At 47.4% G+C, this 17446-nt stretch carries 13 protein-coding genes and 1 other RNA gene; 2 read left to right on the plus strand and 12 right to left on the minus strand.

Annotated elements, in window-relative coordinates; all coding sequences use genetic code 11:
* Window positions 1-11 precede the first annotated feature (11 nt).
* Window positions 12-269 carry a hypothetical protein gene (locus tag AC4EHB_RS03275; protein WP_490980653.1) on the minus strand — a complete coding sequence of 86 codons (258 nt, stop codon included), beginning with the start codon at window positions 267-269 and terminating at the stop codon, window positions 12-14.
* A 176-nt stretch (window positions 270-445) separates the two neighbouring features.
* Here AC4EHB_RS03275 and AC4EHB_RS03280 point away from each other — a divergent pair, with 176 nt between their 5' ends.
* Window positions 446-1246, plus strand: a complete 801-nt coding sequence (locus tag AC4EHB_RS03280; RefSeq protein WP_490980654.1) for a TIGR00266 family protein — start codon at window positions 446-448, stop codon at window positions 1244-1246.
* Window positions 1247-1346: 100 nt separating this feature from the next.
* Here AC4EHB_RS03280 and AC4EHB_RS03285 read toward each other — a convergent pair whose 3' ends face one another.
* Together AC4EHB_RS03285 and AC4EHB_RS03290 are read right to left on the minus strand one after the other, a co-directional pair.
* Window positions 1347-1559, minus strand: coding sequence for a hypothetical protein (locus AC4EHB_RS03285; RefSeq protein ID WP_490980655.1), 213 nt, complete (start codon window positions 1557-1559; stop codon window positions 1347-1349).
* Complete coding sequence (locus AC4EHB_RS03290) at window positions 1559-3157, minus strand: amidohydrolase (protein WP_490980656.1); 1599 nt, start codon at window positions 3155-3157, stop codon at window positions 1559-1561. The genes AC4EHB_RS03285 and AC4EHB_RS03290 overlap by 1 nt, the downstream gene beginning before the upstream one ends.
* 181 nt (window positions 3158-3338) lie before the next feature.
* On the opposite strand from AC4EHB_RS03290, the gene AC4EHB_RS03295 reads away from it, so the two are divergent.
* Window positions 3339-4676 (plus strand): hemolysin family protein, encoded by a 1338-nt coding sequence (locus AC4EHB_RS03295; protein WP_490980657.1) that lies wholly within the window; start codon window positions 3339-3341, stop codon window positions 4674-4676.
* Between the two features lie 36 nt (window positions 4677-4712).
* On the opposite strand, the gene AC4EHB_RS03300 is transcribed toward AC4EHB_RS03295, so the two are convergent.
* The 9 genes from AC4EHB_RS03300 to AC4EHB_RS03340 all read right to left on the minus strand — a co-directional run bounded on the left by AC4EHB_RS03300 (window position 4713) and on the right by AC4EHB_RS03340 (window position 17444).
* Entirely contained in the window at window positions 4713-5642 is a 930-nt protein-coding gene (locus AC4EHB_RS03300; RefSeq protein ID WP_490980658.1) for a sulfurtransferase, read from the minus strand.
* Between the two features lie 4 nt (window positions 5643-5646).
* A complete protein-coding gene (locus tag AC4EHB_RS03305) occupies window positions 5647-9222 on the minus strand; it encodes a dynamin family protein (protein ID WP_490980659.1) in 3576 nt (1191 codons plus the stop codon).
* A 129-nt stretch (window positions 9223-9351) separates the two neighbouring features.
* Window positions 9352-10110, minus strand: coding sequence for an SDR family NAD(P)-dependent oxidoreductase (locus tag AC4EHB_RS03310; protein ID WP_490980660.1), 759 nt, complete (start codon window positions 10108-10110; stop codon window positions 9352-9354).
* 490 nt (window positions 10111-10600) lie between these two features.
* Window positions 10601-12103 (minus strand): carboxypeptidase M32, encoded by a 1503-nt coding sequence (locus tag AC4EHB_RS03315; RefSeq protein WP_490974176.1) that lies wholly within the window; start codon window positions 12101-12103, stop codon window positions 10601-10603.
* 53 nt (window positions 12104-12156) lie between these two features.
* Window positions 12157-14067 (minus strand): ATP-dependent DNA helicase, encoded by a 1911-nt coding sequence (locus AC4EHB_RS03320; protein ID WP_490980661.1) that lies wholly within the window; start codon window positions 14065-14067, stop codon window positions 12157-12159.
* Between the two features lie 51 nt (window positions 14068-14118).
* Window positions 14119-15255, minus strand: coding sequence for a THUMP domain-containing class I SAM-dependent RNA methyltransferase (locus AC4EHB_RS03325; RefSeq protein WP_490974178.1), 1137 nt, complete (start codon window positions 15253-15255; stop codon window positions 14119-14121).
* A 119-nt stretch (window positions 15256-15374) separates the two neighbouring features.
* Window positions 15375-15752, minus strand: an RNA gene (rnpB, locus tag AC4EHB_RS03330) — RNase P RNA component class B.
* 49 nt (window positions 15753-15801) lie between these two features.
* Window positions 15802-16095, minus strand: a complete 294-nt coding sequence (gene gpsB, locus AC4EHB_RS03335; protein ID WP_183736391.1) for a cell division regulator GpsB — start codon at window positions 16093-16095, stop codon at window positions 15802-15804.
* A 98-nt stretch (window positions 16096-16193) separates the two neighbouring features.
* Window positions 16194-17444: a ribonuclease H-like domain-containing protein gene (locus AC4EHB_RS03340; RefSeq protein ID WP_490980662.1), complete on the minus strand. Its 1251-nt coding sequence runs from the start codon at window positions 17442-17444 to the stop codon at window positions 16194-16196.
* Window positions 17445-17446: the final 2 nt, after the last annotated feature.

Here is a 17446-nt window from a genome sequence, read left to right on the forward strand (position 1 = left end):
GGCCGTCTTTTCTATGCCTGTACGTGTGGCTTTGCTTTTAAGCTCTTTATTCCGAGAACTGCCTGGAACACGAATGCTACGGTACAAATAATGATCGCTACCCACCCGAGCGAAGTGATTGGCTGCAACAGCACCGTACGAAGAACAATCAGCAGCAGCATTGTCGCCAAAGCGAAATTCACGATATAAGGCTTGTCGTAAAACTTTTTCAATGAATAACCTGCAAAAATCGCCACCGCGATAATTAATAATGATAACGCCATTTCCATAACTTTTCCCCATCCCTGAACGGTTTGTCTAAATTTTAGCATATTTCGCAAGCAATCGGAAGTACCCCTCTCGAAAGACAGTTTCATTGCAGGAGTTTAATGATATTTGGCGAAACCTTTAGCTTATAAAGACCGTATAACAATTATGGAAAAAGAAATCTTGAGGAGGAAGCAAATTGAATAACCACGAAATCGATTTCAAATTACACGGTGACGACATGCAGTTTGTCGAAGTGGAACTTGATCCTGCTGAGACGGTGATTGCGGAAGCTGGCGCGTTAATGATGATGGAAGACGGCATCACGATGGAGACCATTTTCGGCGACGGTTCTAAGAGTTCAGGCGGCTCTGGCCTCATGGGCAAGTTGATGGGTGCCGGCAAACGTGTACTGACCGGTGAAAGCTTGTTCATGACTGCGTTCACGAACAATGGAACGGGCAAACGCCATGTTTCTTTTGCCGCTCCTTATCCTGGCAAAATTATCGCCATGGACTTGAGCATGCTCGGCGGCAAGATCATTTGCCAAAAAGATTCATTTTTAGCAGCAGCCAAAGGCGTTTCCATCGGCATTGAATTGCAGCAAAAACTCGGAGCCGGCTTTTTTGGCGGCGAAGGCTTTATTATGCAAAAAATCGAAGGCGACGGCTTAGCTTTTGTCCATGCCGGCGGAACGCTGATCCGGAAAAACCTCCAAAAAGGCGAAGTGCTAAGGGTCGATACAGGCTGCCTTGTCGCCATGACGGCTGATGTGGATTACAACATTGAACGGGTCGCAGGGATTAAGACCGCTTTGTTTGGCGGTGAAGGCTTGTTTTTTGCTACGCTGCGCGGACCTGGCAGTGTTTGGATCCAATCAATGCCTTTCAGCCGATTGGCGAGCCGCGTTTTTGCCGCTGCACCCCAAAATCCTGCCGGCAGCTCGCAAGGTGAAGGCAGCATCGCCGGAGGCTTGTTCAATATACTGGGCGGCAAATAAAACTCCGCACGCACAAAGGGCAGTCCGCGAAAGTCTTAAAATGACTTTCGCGGACTGCCCTTATTCTTTTACATCGCTATTTCATTGATATTAGAAACCTTTATTGTTCCTTACGCGTTTGCATTTCTTTTACAATGCCTTTAAATTTGTCAAAATCGAATTCGACACTATTCGGCTTATAGAAATACAAGATCGATTGGCGTTCTCCTTGTGCAAGCATAAAATCCACAACCGCTTTCGGGCTCGCCATATCTACACCTGATTTTTCGGCTGCCGCCAAACTGTCGAGAATCGCTGATGGTGTCGCTGCCATCAAACCATCCTTTCCTTTTGTTTAGCTTCTGCTTGCTTCGTATACATCACTTCACCCGCAACAATTGTCATTTCTACTTTCGCTTCAACGATTTGTTCCGGTTCTCCTGCAAACAGATCCCGGTCCAGCACTGTAAAGTCTGCGTCAAACCCTTTCAGGATCCGTCCGCGTTCGTGTTCTTTGCAGATTGCTGCTGCGCTGCCGCTTGTATACAACTGAATCGCTTCGAAGCGGCTAAGCTTTTCGTGCGGCATATAGCCCTCATGTGTTTCATAGGGCTTTCTTCTCGCCACCGCTGCGTAAATGCCGAGCAGCGGATCGACTTCTTCGATTGGTGCATCCGACCCGCCAGCTGAAATCAGCCCCTTGTCGAGCAGGCTCTTCCAGGCATATGCCCAATTGATGCGCTCCACGCCAAGCCGTTCAACGACCCATGGGAAATCTGAAGTCACAAAGCTTGGCTGAATGTCCAACGCAACATCCAGTTTTTGCATGCGCTCGACCAAATCTTCCCGCACCACCATGGCATGGATCAACCTGTCCCTTTTTCCTGCTGGGACAGGATGGGCTTCAATCGCGTCAAGCGCTTTTTCCATTCCAAGATCACCAATCACGTGGACAGCAACCGCTTCGCCGTGTTTGCGCGCCATTCCGACGAGACGCTTCAGCTCATCGTCGCTGTGAATCGCCACACCGCTCGTTGCTGGATCGTCGTTATAAGGTTTGCTGAGCAATGCCGTTTTGCCGCCGATTGAGCCGTCCGCAAATATCTTCATCGCGCCAGGATCAATAAATGGTTCATTGTAGTCAGCCGTTTCCATCATGTTTTCAAATACGCTATGGGCTCGGAGAAGATGAGCCCGGAATTTTAAGGGCCCGCCGATTACATTTTTAAACGCCTGCAACGGGCGGTTGTAATCACCGTAATAGCCCATATCTTCCGTATGGGCACCGGTCAAGCCGAGCGACAGCAAATCCTCTACAGAAGTTTTTAACGCTGTCGTCAGATAATCTACGCTCACTTCCGGCACTTGGCTTGAAACGAGGTCTTGCGCAGCATCCAACAAATATCCTGTAGGTTCGCCGTCATTATCACGGACGATGACGCCGCCTTCCGGATCTGGCGTATCTTTTGTGATGCCTGCCAGTTTAAGTGCACTGGAATTTGCTAAGATGGCATGGCGGCATACACGCTTCAGCAGCATCGGCGATGTAGAAATCTCATCCAATTCGTCGCGGTGGAAAATTTTCCGGTCTGCGAAATTGTTTTCATTCCAACCTTCTCCAATAAACCACTCGTTTTCCGCAAGGTTTTGCGTCGAACGAATCAATTCTGTTTTCATTTCTTCAGCCGATTCGATTTTGGATAAATCCACCCGCAGCAACTTTTCCCCGTGGCCGATCATGTGCATATGGCTATCGACAAAACCCGGATAAACGACTTTCCCCTGCAAATCGATTTCCTCGTCCGCCTTGCCCCTCAATTGAGTATAAGAACCCATCTGCTCTATTTTTCCGCCCGATACGAGCACCGCTTCAACGGTTTCTCCTTCCGACGCCATTGTATAAATAATGCCTCCATGCCATAAGGTTTTCATGATGTCACTCCTTTTCTACTCTTAATCATAAGTCCAAAGACGCTCGTATTCAACAACATTGATTCTAAATAGCACAAAAGTTAAGGCAATTTGCCAGTGCGACAAAATAGCGGTAAAATATGCTATAATTAAGTCCATATTTTAGAAAGCTGAGGTGAACCCTCCTAGCCGGAGGGAACAATTGGACAGTATACTTATTTTAAATTTGTTTTTGGTGGCCATATTAATTGCATTAACCGCGTTATTCGTCGGATCGGAGTTTTCAATGATTCGGGTGAGGCAGTCGCGGATCGATCAATTGATTATGGAAGGCAATAAAAACGCAGTGCTGACTAAGAAAATTTCGGAACACCTGGATTATTATTTGTCTGCGTGCCAATTGGGCATCACCGTCACTGCCCTCGGGCTTGGGTGGCTTGGTGAACCGACTGTGGAACGCATTCTGCATCCGGTGTTCGAGAACTATGGAATCGGCGAACCAACGGCATCGGTCCTATCCTTTGCCATCGCTTTCACCGGCATCACGTTTTTGCATGTTGTACTGGGCGAACTTGCGCCTAAAACTTTGGCCATCCAGTATTCCGAAAAAATGGCGCTGTTCTTTTCCCGTCCGCTGATCATTTTCGGCAAAATCATGAATCCTGCCATCTGGCTGATGAATGGTTCCGCCCGCTTGCTGCTGCGCTTATTCGGCGTTGAGCCTGCAGGACATGAACAAGCACATTCGGAAGAAGAATTGAAAATCATCATGAACCAGAGCTATCAAAGCGGTGAAATCAACCAGACCGAATTGTCGTATATGCAGAACATCTTTTCTTTTGATGAACGCCAGGCCAAAGATGTCATGATTCCGCGGACTCAAATGGAAACGATTTCGCTTGAAATGGACCATAACGACTTAATGGAAATCGTCCGTGAACATCAATACACACGGTATCCGGTAACCGAAAATGGCGATAAGGACGACATTATCGGCTTTGTCAACATCAAAGAAATGCTCACCAAATTTTCGATGAACAATAATTTAAAAGAAAGTGTCAATGTTCATGACATTCCCTTTGTGGTAGAAGGTTCACCCATCCAAAACGTTTTGTTGACAATGCAGCGCCAGCAAGTGCATATGGCGATTGTCATTGACGAATATGGCGGTACTGCCGGCGTCATTACGATGGAAGATATCCTGGAAGAGATTGTCGGCGAGATCCGCGACGAATTCGACGAGGACGAAGCGGATGAAATCAAAGCGCTTGATGCTCATAATTATCTATTAAGCGGCCGCGTGCTGCTATCTGATTTGGAAGACCGATTTGCCATCTCTTTTGATGACAGCGAAGATGTCGATACCATCGGCGGTTGGGTCCAGATGAAGAACACGGAAATCAACGAAGGCGAATCGATCGATTTGCCCGGACATACGATTACCGTTATCGAAATGGAGAACCACCAGATCATCACTGTCCAACTGACACGCAAAGAAACATCCGAATCAATTGAGAGTAAATCAGAAGAAAAAAAATAAGCAAAAACCCCGCTTTTAAAAAAGCGGGGTTTTTGCTTATTTTCCATTTAGCAATGATTTCTCGTATTCGAATTTCTTCATCAGCATTTCACCTGAATATCCTTCATCGATCAGGCGTGCAAGCAAGGCCTTTGTTTCGTCGTCGGCTGCTCTTGGATGCTCTTCACGGTCAAATTCCACCACATTCGAGTCATCGGTGATCCAGTCTGAAAAACTGCCGGTGTAGAGCTTGATGGCATCATGGCCCTGTTCAGATAATTTAGCATACAAAACGGCAGCTGAAACGCCGCTTCCGCAATAGATAACCGCTGGTTCGTGTTTTTGCAGCACTTCAGAGAAGTCAACTTCTCCCTTGAATTTGCGGTTTTCGACCAATTGTTCCCAGTCAAAATTTCGCGCGCCCGGAATGCGGCCAGATACAGGATCAATCGGCTCTTCAAGCCCGGCATAGCGTGCCGCAGATCGTGCATCCACAAGAACCCCAAGCTCTTCGCCGCTGATGATTTTTTTGACGTAATCCTGGTCTGCATATAGCGGATCTTTAAAATCCAATGCCCCATCAGTTCGCGCGAAAACCGGCAATTCTGTGGAGACTTTAACTCCTTGCTTCTGCAAGCCTTCAAATCCCATCCTGCTGATAAAGGCGTTTTCAAATCCAGCAAATTTCAGCAGCCACCACGCACGGGCAGCAAATGGCGCGCCGCCTTGGTCGTAGACGACCACATGGTCTTTCGGATCCAGTCCGCTGGCATGGATCAACTCTGTGATTTTGACTTGGCCGGGCATCGGATGGCGGCCGGCATTGGAAGACATGTCGGACAAATCCTCTTCTAAATCCCAGTAAATCGCACCTTCTACGTGGCCTTTATCGTACATGTTTTTGCCGGATTGAGGATCTTTCAGATCAAAGCGTGCATCGATCCAGCGATAATTTTCCGTGCCTTGGACATCCATAAAAACCTTCATTCGATTACTTCCTTTCGCGTGATAAAGTGGATAGAGATTTTTTCCATTCGTCTAAAATTTTCTGTTGCTGGAGCAAGGTCCGTTCAGATTCAATCTGGTCGACCGCCTGCCTTAGGATATGCTGGCGCAGTCCTTCAGCTTCCTGGTCGACCAAATGCTCTGCCCATGCGCCGAGCCTTGCTTTTTCACTCGCTAAGTATTTCTGCGCGTCCGGCTGCATCAATGATTGCAGCGCGTCGCGAAGCTTCTCTTTTTCATTTTTTTCGAAAAAGGATTTATTGTTTTTATAATACCCCTTAACGATGCCATAATCCACCCGTTCGAACGGTTTGGAAACTTCACCGACCGGCGCTTCTTCCACTTCATACGGCGTGAATGAGAAGTCCGGATTCAGTTCTTTCAGCTTTGCAGTATCATCCTTGAAACGCATAAGAATTTTTTTGTCGATAAATTGGGCCAGCCTGAAATTCGTGACGCGCAATTCCTGCTGGAAATCGAATGCCGCCATCTCGGTTATTTCTGCCAATGCGCCGTCAAGCGCTTGCTGGGAGCTTTTTCCGGAAAACGCGGAAGGGTTGAACGCTTCTTTAAAAAAGTCGTTGAAGCGGTAAAACACACGCTGGTTGACGTAATAAAGCAATTCATCGAGTTCCTGCAGCGTTTCGCGGGATAGGATGGCTGATGCAGATGCACTGAACAAAATCCGTAATTGCTGTTCCAGTTTTTTCAGTTCCAATAAACGCTCATCTTTGCGCATTAGATTCCGTTCCGTCTGTTCGATCAACCCTTTAAAGCGATCAACCGCCTTCTGTTCTTCTTCAGCCAAAGACTGCACTGCCATACCCTTCAGTTCATCTTTCAGGAAATGCTGGAATGCTGTTTCGAATTCCGGCATACCGGAACTGTCGCGCTCGCGCAGGGCTTGCAAGCTTGAAACGCCATAAAGTCGGGGGAATCGGATGCCGAATCGCTGCAATTCATCTCTTACATAATCAACGACGGCTTGCTGTTCTTCTTCATTGTTTGCCAAATCAATAGCATTAACGACAAAGAACATCTTGTCCATCTCAAAAGCATCTTTGACGCGGCCAAGCTGAATCAGGAATTCCCGGTCTGCCCGCGCAAATGCGTGGTTGTAATACGTGATGAACAAAATCGCATCGGCATTGCGGATGTATTCAAATGCTACATTCGTATGGCGGGCATTTATCGAATCTGCTCCCGGCGTATCTACCAGCGTGACGCCGTTCCTAGTCAATTCACAATCAAAATAGAAGTCGATTTCATCGACGAAGCAGCTCCGCTCCTCTTTGGCAACGTACAAGCCAAACTCTTCCCTGTTGACGCGGAGCGTCTTGCCGAGTTCTTTTTCAAATTGCGTATAGCCGTTCCGAAACGCATTGATAAATGATTGATGGACTTGTTTTTCCGTTGTATCGCTGGAAGGAAGCGAAGACGATTTTTTATACGCATCCTGTAAAGTTTGTACTGCAATTCCCAAAGCCTGGAAAGAATTTCGTACATCTTCGGTCATTTGGGCGACTGTTTTCAGCCGGACATCAGCCATTTCGTGCGGATGTTCAGCCGTCACTGGGCGAATCCTGTTGATTGTGGCAGTTGTCGGATTCGGCGAAACCGGCAGCACCGACTCGCCCATCAAAGCATTTGAAAAAGAGGATTTCCCTGCACTGAAGGCGCCGAACAAAGCGATCGTAAACTCTTGATTTTCAAGTCGTCCCGCCTTGCGCTTCAGGTATTGTGCGGTTTCCACAAAACCTTTGACTTGGCCAAGTACAGATGAGGTCTGGCCAGCGCGCTTGATAACCGCGATTTCATCGAATTGCTGGACAGCCATATCTTCCTCGGGACGCTCTTCCGTTTCACGCACTTTATCGGGTGCGAGCATTGAAGGCGTGAATACCGTCATATCTTCTTCGTTAATGTGGAATTCTTCCTGCCACTTTGCAACTTTTTGTTCAGCTGCCTCTTTTTGTTTCGGCAGCATCGCCGAGAATGCACGCTTCACTTTTGCAATACGCTCGTCCATTTCTTCAAGCGTAGCAATCGCTAACATTTTCTGGTTAAGCCCTTCCGCTTTCATATCCATTTCTGTGCTCGCATCATCTGTTAAGCCGTTGAATTTGTCTTCTTGTTCATTTTTCCAGCTATCGGTTTCTTTAATGAACCATCGCTGGACAGCTGTCGTAATGTTTTTTGCAATATTCAGCACTGCATCTGCGGTAACAGTACCATTTTTAGGAATCCCTTCATCCACCAGCGAAAACGGCACATGAAATTCTGTTTCGTCGATGGAAATCGATTCGCTGTCAGTCAGCAGGCCCGCGTCTTTCAAAGAATTTTTCATCAGTTTTTTCAAATGGCTTGTGATTTGTGAAGCCGCGACCGCGTCCAAATGGCCAGCCACTTCCTGCTGCCTTGCGTTTCGCTCTTCCTGCGTTTTTTTGGCACTGAACAATAAACCGACTTTAAAGCCAGGCTGCACCGATTCCATGTAACTTGTCAACGCGTTGCGCAACTCATAAGGCATGATATTGGCATTCTCCACCAGCTCTTTGCGGCTTTTCTCGAATTTCAGTTTCCAGTTTTCAAAGTCCAGCACAGACAGGCGGCGTTCCACTTTTTCGTTTTCCAGCTTCAACTCGCTGCGCATCTCCCATTCTTCCTCGGTCAGTACCGAAGAAAAGGCAGCCAGCCGTTCCATCTGTTCGCCTTCCAAGAATTGCAGGTGTTCATCTTTTAATTGCTGCAGCGCGGAATGGGTGGCTTCACCGACATGGCCTTTCCAGTCTTGCATTGTTGCAGAAACCAGGCTTTTCACTTTTTCAAAATCGTTTTCCGGGAAATTAAAATCCTTCAATGACGTAAAGAAAATGCCTTTCGGCACAACGCCCCATGCCGCAAACGAGTCATGAACCGTTTGTTGAAAATCCGCAAACGGAATTTCACTCGACTGATGCTTGTCGATTTGATTGACGATCAAGTACAGCTCTGTGTATTTCTGCAAATCCTTTGTAAAATTGAAATTCAATTCAGATTGCACGTGGTTGTAATCCATAACGTAGAAAACCATATCCGCGACATGGAGCGCTGACTCGGTCGACAGACGATGCGCATCGTCTGTCGAATCGACGCCGGGGGTATCCATGACAGTGATGCCTTCCGGAAGGACTGAATCGTGGTGGCCGATTTCGATTTGCGTCACATCGCCACTTTTGCAGAATGCCTTGACGGCTTCAAAATCATAGTTCTCTGGGAAAAAGACCGGTTTCTCGTTTTTCATGTTAACGATTGCAAAGTCTTTTTCTGCTTTATGTATGTTGACGATGTTAGCGCTTGTTGGAATCGGGCTTGACGGCAAGATCGTTTCACCTGTCAGCGCATTGATCATAGATGATTTGCCTGAAGAGAAATGGCCGGCAAATCCGATGATGAAATTGTTCTTAAGTATTTTTTTGGCAAAAAGCTCCGCTTTCGCCGCACGCTCCGTGTCTTCGTTAGCCAAGAAGATCTGGTGGAGCCTCGCTGTTTCAATCAATTCGCTTTTGTGGTCTTGTGTCATGTAAGTCTGTTCCCTTCTTCCGAATGTTCTTTGATGAACCTTCCAATACTGCTAATATCATAACATTTTTTCAACGGGAACGAAAAAAATCCTTTCCTGTATCCGGGAAAGGATTTTGCCGCGCAGTGTTCAGGAAAAACCGTGGATTGACATACCGCCGTCGACGAATAATGTTTGCCCGGTTATGTAGCTTGCTGCGTCCGATGCCAGAAAGACAACAGGCGTAGCGACTTCCGGCAATTCTCCGACGCGTTTCATTGGCGTCACTGCAAGTATTGAATTTAAATACTCTTCATCGCTTAAGATTTTTTCTGTCAGCGGTGTGCGGAAATACCAAGGGCCAATAGCGTTGACCCGGATATTCTTCGGTCCCCATTCCATCGCCATAACGCGTGTCATTTGGATAATCGCCGCTTTAGAAGCAGCGTAGACGACGCCGGTTTTCAAAGCGCGGTCGCCTCCGACTGAACTGATATTGATGATTGATGCCCCTGAAGCCATCTCTTTGGCGGCTTCCTGTGAAAACATGAATACGCTATGCGCGTTAGTGTCCATAATTTTATGCCATTCCATGTCGCTTGCATCTTCTAATTTGGATCGGATGTTCATGCCCGCATTATTGACCAGGATATCCAGTCCGCCGAATCTTTCCACCGTTTTCTTGACGGCGTTGCGGATCTGTTCCCGGTCCGTAATGTCTGCAGCAACAAACGATGTCCGTCCGTTGCCGATCTCTTCTTGCACGCTGCGCAAATCCGCTTCTGTCCGCGCCACCAGCATAACATTCGCACCTGCTTCTGCCACCGCCATCGCGATTGCACGGCCGATGCCTTTCCCCGCTCCTGTCACAATTGCGGTCTTGCCTTCCAAACTGAATGATTTCAACATATGATCGCCTCCTCTTTCATTATAATCATTGTTTTCCGTCAATTGCTAAAGCAAATATAAAAAGCATGGAAAAGGTTTCCTTTGTCCAAGCTTCGCTTTTGAATGTCTTAATATAGTTAAAACGATATTCCGCAAAACAGCTAGGCTTGCCGCGGGCGAGCGCCAAGCCTCCTCAGCACGCTATCGCGTGCTGAGGGGGTTTCGGCTGTCTCGCTTTCCCGCAGGCGTCTCCGCTGTTTTGCTCCATATCTGGTACTCATAAAGAAAATGCAAAAACTGTATCTTTCGAACTTTTCAATCAATAGAAATGATTTGCTGTTAAGAAACACCTTTGAATGAAGCAGAAGGCGGCGACTCCAGCGGGAGCAGCGCAGCGATGCAGGAGCAGTTCTTTTTCTAGCGACGAGGAGACTGAAGCCAGGCCCGCGGAAAGCGTCCGCCTAGAGCGAAATGAAAAAGGACTGTCGAGAATTTCCCGACAGTCACTTCATCATATCAAGTTATATAGGCTCGTGTATTTTTTCTCCAGATAGTCTGCAAGATAATCGGCATTCAAGCCTTCGCCTGTTGCATCTTCCAGGATCTCCAGCGGTTTTTTCATTGCGCCGTGCTGGTGGACGTTATCCGTCAGCCATCCGAGAATCGGTGCCACATTGCCTTCTTCAAGCAAAGCATCAAAATTCGGCAGATCTTTCATCATCGCATTTTTGAATTGCGCGGCGTAAATATAGCCCAATGCATATGAAGGGAAATAGCCGAAGCTTGCGCCTGCCCAGTGGACGTCCTGCAAAATACCTTCCGCATCGTTTGAAGGGCGAATGCCCAAGTATTCTTCGTATTTCTCGTTCCACAGTTCCGGCAAGTCTTTCACTTGAAGGTCACCGTTAAAGAGCCCTTTTTCAAGTTCGTAGCGCACCATAATATGAAGCGCATATGTCAGTTCGTCCGCTTCAATGCGGATGAGCGATGGCTTTGCTTCATTGATGGCACGGAGGTATTGTGATTTTTCCACATCCCCGAAGCCTTGCGGCGAAGCTTGCTGGAGCTTTGCGTAATTGCAGTTCCAGAAATTTTCGCTGCGGCCGATGAAATTCTCGAAAAACAGCGACTGGGATTCATGGATCCCCATGGAAGCACCGGTTTCAACCGGCATTGCAGCAAGCTCGCTGCCGAGATTCTGCTCATAGACTGCATGCCCGCATTCATGGATTGTACCAAAAACTGCAGAGCGGAAATCGTTTTCATCATATTTTGTCGTCACGCGGATATCCTGGCGATTGATGTTCGTCATAAATGGATGGACCGTTTCGTCCAGGCGTCCCGCTTCAAAATCGTAGCCCAATTGCTGCAAAATTTGCAAGCTGAAATCGCGCTGTGCTTCTTTTGGGAAATGGTTGTACAGAAAATTTGTTTCCGGCTTATTGTCGGATTCCGCGATTTTTCGGACAAGATTGCCGATTCGCAGGCGCAGTTTACCGAAAACTTCATCCAGCACTTCAGTCGTCATTCCCGGCTCGTATTGGTCGAGCAGCGTGTTGTATGCGCTGCCGTTTTTCTCGCCCCAATAGCCGATCATTTCTTTCGTCTTTGCCACCAGTTTCTCCAAATACGGTTCGAACATGGCAAAATCGGAATCCTGTTTTGCTGTTTCCCAGACAGATTCCGCCTTCGATTGCAGCACGACAAATTCCTTGTAAGCTGCAGGTGGAATTTTCTTGCTCAAATCGTATTCTTTCCGCGATTCCTCGACTGAACGCTGCAAGACAGGGTCTAATCCACTTTTCTCCACCTCTAAACCAGCTAATATTTCACCGAATTTATCAGAAGTCGATAAAGAGAAAAGCTCGGACGACAACGTGCCGATTGTCTCGGACCGCAAGTCCACCCCTTTTTTAGGGGCTCCTGTCCGCAAATCCCAGTACAACAAGGATATCGCTTCTTGGTAAGCACGCATTTTGGCGACGTGCTCTTTATAAAGTTGCTGTAAATCCACAAAAATCCCTCCACATCAGCATTGAAATATCAGTGTATCATAACCCGAAAAGCCTATAGGAAATTTTTTGCGGAAACCGGCAAAACTTTATCCCATAAATGCTCAATAACCAATTCTTCTTCATTCAGCAGAAGATGGATTTCTCCGTGATCGCTTGATGTGCGGATCAAACGCCCAATGCCTTGCTGGATACGCAGCTGCATAAACGGCAAATCGATTTCCTCCAAGGGATGGAGGCTGAATTTGCGTTTCGCTTCGAAAACCGGATCTTTTGGCGGCAATGGCAAATCGACGATGATGACTTTCGTCAAGGCTTCACCCGGCAAGTCCAAACCTTCCCATAGATGGTACGAGCAAAGCACTTGGAACTTCCCTTCTTGGAAATCTTTGACGACCGTCGACAATTCCCGATCCCCTTCAAACTCAATCGTGTATTGATGCGCAAGCGGCAGCGATTGTTTGAAATTCTCCATGTCGATTTTCGACTTGAACAATACCAAGGTTTGGTCTCCGCTCGAAAACAAATCGTAGACGCGGCTGAATTTCTTTTCTTGCGGCAGCGCATGCTTGAAGATTTTCATGACTTCTTCGTAATCGAATGGCGATGGCACGGAAAATGATTGGAAATCGTCAATGCCCAGGCTGTCCGCTATATAAGTAAAGTCTTTTTGAATGGAAAGCGTCGCCGAAGAAAAAATGATCGGCATTTTGCCGTCGAAGAATTTCTCTTCCAAAATATCCGTAACCAGGCGCGGCATAATGACAAGCGTCTCGATTTCATCTTTCACTTCGAGCCAGTTGACTGCATCGCCTTTTTCGACGAATAATTTCATGGCGAATGTGTAAAGGTCAAAATACTCTTCCGCAATTTTCAAATCGTATTCCGGAATGGTGTACAATTCCCCTTCAAATACAAACTCTTCCAATAACAAATCGATTTTCTTGATCAATTCTAAGCCGAGCATCAACAAATCGTCCGACTTGATGATCGCTTTGCGATCCTCATCCGACGCGATTGTATTCGCACGCAGCACACGGAAAAATTCATTATGCAAATCGATGGTCTGTTCAATCAAGCCGAGCGTTTTTTCACGTACGCCATCAACCATGACGCGTTCAGTAACATGCAGCAGCGTCATCTCCTGCACCTCATAAGTCAACGCGCGCTGAGCAGCAAATTCCAATAAATGCCCTTCATCCAAAACAATTTGCGAAACTTCCGGCAGCAAAGGCGTCTGGCCTTCACGGATGCGGGTTTCTTTCGTCCAGACGTGTTCCATCAAGAAATCATGCGAACAGATGACGAGATCAGTCGCCTCACGGTAATGGTTGCGGTGGATGGTCTGGCCGCATTTATTGCGCAGCTCGCATGCCGTACAGTTTTGGATCGGATGGTAATTGACTTGCTGCCATTCGTCATCGGTGACGTCCGGATAGCTTGAACGCTCGCCATATGGGTACGTGTTCTGCATCGAATACGTTTTGTTGACGAATTCCGGCAAACTGAATTCAATGTCATCAAGGAAATCTGCATCGCTGCGCTTTTGTGCGCCTTCAAGCCGCTGCAGGCATAGATATTGGTCCCGCGATTTGGCGAGCCGCACATCCAGTTTCAAATCGAACATCGCGTTCAAGCGGTCAATATCGCCGCCTTTTTTGACAAGCTGTTCGATAAGCGTTTCATCAGCACAGGATATTAATGCCGGCTTTCCGGTATAACGGGCATAGGCGATGGCCGGCAATAAGTAAGCCAAGGTTTTTCCGGTCCCGACGCCTGCTTCGGCGAATAAGACGGATTTGTCTTTTAATGCCTGCTCGATCTGGAACGCCATAAAAATCTGTTCATCGCGCAGGTCAAAGCCTTTTTCAGGCAATTCGTCGTAAAAAACATCCCCGATCCAGTCGTTCAGCGATTCAAAAAATGTTTTATCTTTTGATAATGGAAATGGTAATGGCTGTCTCATCTAATTCTCCTCACAGAGAAACGGAAGGGCTGGGGCCCTTCCGTTCTCATGTCATTTGTTTTTCGAGCGTTCTCCCCAGAACTGGAACAAGTCCGTGCGGATAAAGCCGTTGAACAGTTTGCGTTTTTTCGTGGCTGGCTGGCCGTACAAGGTTTCGAACCGTGCCATTGAAGACAGCATATAAACCGACCAAGTTGGATGCTTTGCAAAAATGTTGCCCATATCTTTGATCATTTCTTCGATCACTTCTATTTCACCGATTCGCTCGCCGTATGGCGGATTGCCGATGACGACGCCGTTTTCTTCATTGGTGGTAAAGTCTTTTATTTGGCGCTGCTGGAATTTGATGATGTCGGCAAAGCCGGCTTCACGGGCATTTTCCTCAGCCACTCTGATCATTTTGTGGTCGATATCGGTGCCGAGAATGTTCAGCGGCTGGTCATAATTTGCAAGCTCTTCCGCTTCTTCTCGGACATTGTCCCATATCTGCTGCGTCATCCATGGCCAATTTTCACTGTCGAAATCGCGGTTATAGCCAGGAGCGATATTCTGTCCGATCATTGCAGCTTCGATAGCGATCGTTCCTGAACCGCAAAATGGATCAACAAACGGCCGGTCTGGCGTCCAACGGGATAGTTTTACCAAAGCTGCCGCCAGAGTTTCTTTCAACGGCGCCTCTCCTTGGTCTAAACGGTAGCCGCGTTTATGCAGGCCTGCCCCGCTCGTGTCGATTGACAATTGGACTTTGTCTTTAAGAATCGACACTTCAATTTTAAAGCGGGCCCCCGACTCGTCCAAGAACGAGTTGCGCTGATAGGCTTTTTTCAAGCGTTCGACAATCGCTTTTTTGACGAGTGCCTGGCAGTCAGGCACACTATATAGCTTCGATTTCACTGATTTTCCTTGAACCGGAAAACTAGCATCGACCGGCAGGAATTTTTCCCATTCCAAGGCTTTTGTTTCTTCGAACAATTCATCGAATGTGTAAGCGCTGAATTCGCCTGCAATAATTTTCACTCGGTCTGCCGTCCGCAGCCAAAGGTTAGTGAAAGCGATATCGCGCTCATCGCCTTCGAAAAAAACTTTACCGTTTTCAGTTTGCGTTTCATATCCAAGCTGTTTTAATTCATCCGCTACGATAGACTCTAAGCCCATGGCAGCTGTCGCTAATAATTTAAATTTAGTCATATAAGCTCCTTTTCCTGTCCCCGCCTGTTTGAAGGGGACAAGTTCAATCCGATTCCATAATAAGTAGAAAAGCTCCCCGCAAGGAGAGCCTTCAATAAGCATTTTAAAGCCAAACGAAATTCTATAAGCCATGTTTTGTTTCCACGTACTCAAACAGCTTGCGCCTCGTACTAGTGGACGGCAACCATCTATCTGCAAGCCTAGCCTGCCTCTTCCTCCGTTGGATTCCATCGGAAAAGTGCCCCTACCATAATTTGGGTTTCTCACTCGCGGGGTTTACCTCGTTCCACCTGCATAATTTCTTATGCAGCTCCGTCACTGTGGCACCTTCAGGGTATTTAGGCCGTATCCGAAGACTTAGGCGTTCTACCCGCCGTCAACCGCAAAGCGGCTGCCTCAGCTTATTGTTTCGCTGAGCGCGATCACTACGTCCATTGCAGGGCCGTGTGAGCATGGACTTTCCTCTCCAGACTGAACTGGAGCGATTGCCAGAATTTCAGATGGCTTTACAAGTATACGCCATTGAAGCGAAACTTTCAATCCCAATCAATTGTTGTTCAATTTACTGCCAAATACGTGATTTTCAAGATGGGACAAACGGCGCAAAATATCGAAATTGGTTGTTCCCGGAGCTGGAGTTGCCTGTTTTCTCGGCATATCTTCCATCTCGGCACGCAGCCGCTTGTTTTCGTTTTGCAATTGTTCAATTTTTTTGCTGAAGATTTCATAGTCCTGGATGATGTCGTCTAAAAAATGGTCTACTTCATCCTGGTTATAACCGCGCATTCCCGTTTTGAAGTCTTTTTCCAAAATATCTTTCGCTGTGAATTTATTGTCCATTTTAATCGTCCTTCCGTAACGTGCAACTAGATATTGACGTTTTTGCAAAATAAAAACTTGCTTTACGCTAAGTATAGCATAAGGCAAGTTTTGCGTGTCTAGTTCTTATCAAGTTCCAACTCTTTTTTTCGTTTTTTTTCGTGGAGCCGATTCAGTCGTTTATGGATATCTTGCTCTAGCGCTTTTCGCACAGTGGTATGCTCGCTCGCCTCTTTTGCAAAATTAGCCATGATGATCGCCTGGTCAAGATTCCGCAGCTGATGTTCATACAGCTTCGAAGCGTGCACCCAGGCTTCGACTTCTGCTGCCCCGCGGAGATGTGGAGCCGCTTCTTTAAAAAGCTTCACCGCTTCCGCGTGGTCGCCACTGCGCTTTTTCTGGATCGCCAGGAAAAAGCGCGCCATAGCGGCTCCGCTTCCGCGCTGTTGTGTAACGTGCTCCAGGTAAGCCGCGCTTTGGTCGTATTGCTTCAAGTCAGCGTACCATTTGCCGATATTGGTATAAGCTCCGCTTGTTTCCGACACCATGTCCTCCATCAGGAGATCCGATGACAGCACATAAAGCGAAACGAGCGACAGAATGTCGAGCTCATTATGGAACAGCACTTTGCCGAGCCCTTCCGTATAGCCGCTTTTCACTGCATCGAGATAAATCGCCGGAATGAGGAAGCCAGGGACATCACCGACCCGCTCGAATCCCAGTTTCTCCACCTCAATCGTGCTGAGCTTCATGCGTTCGAGTTCATTTTTCCAGATGCGTTTCGTGCCGTGGAACAAATCAATCTGTTTCGGCACCGGCAGCTTTGGCAGCGTTTGCCGGTGCATCGTCCACCTTGACGTCAGTTGCGGCCAATCAAAGCTTTTACCATTATAAGAAAAAATGGTTGGCTCATCGTCCTGCCACAAGCCGGTTTCGTAGAGAAACGCAGCTTCATGCGAAGGGTCGGGCATGATGTATTGGGTCATTTCGAAATGATCGCTTTTCTTCACCAGGATGCCAATCAGGAAAATATACGCGCCGGTTCCGCTGAGGCCAGTCGTTTCGGTATCGAAAAAAAGGATGGGCTCTTCTTTTTTCAATTTGAACGGATGCTCGAATGGCGCCTGTTCCCAAGCCGTCCGCACCCGGTCCAGCTCCGACAGGCTGACATTGCCATGGACAGTATCGAGCGGGTAGCGGATTCGTTTCACATAAACAAAGCCGAACCGGTTTTCAATCAATTCCAGTCCAATTCCCGCCCATGCGTGTTCATACGCTGGGCGTTCAATAACTTTCGGTTTTTGTTGTTTCTTAACTGGCTGTTTTTTCAGCATGCCTTTCATCTGCAGCAATTTATTTTCAAACGACATCG

The sequence above is a fragment of the Planococcus sp. TJ-302 genome (assembly GCF_058268455.1).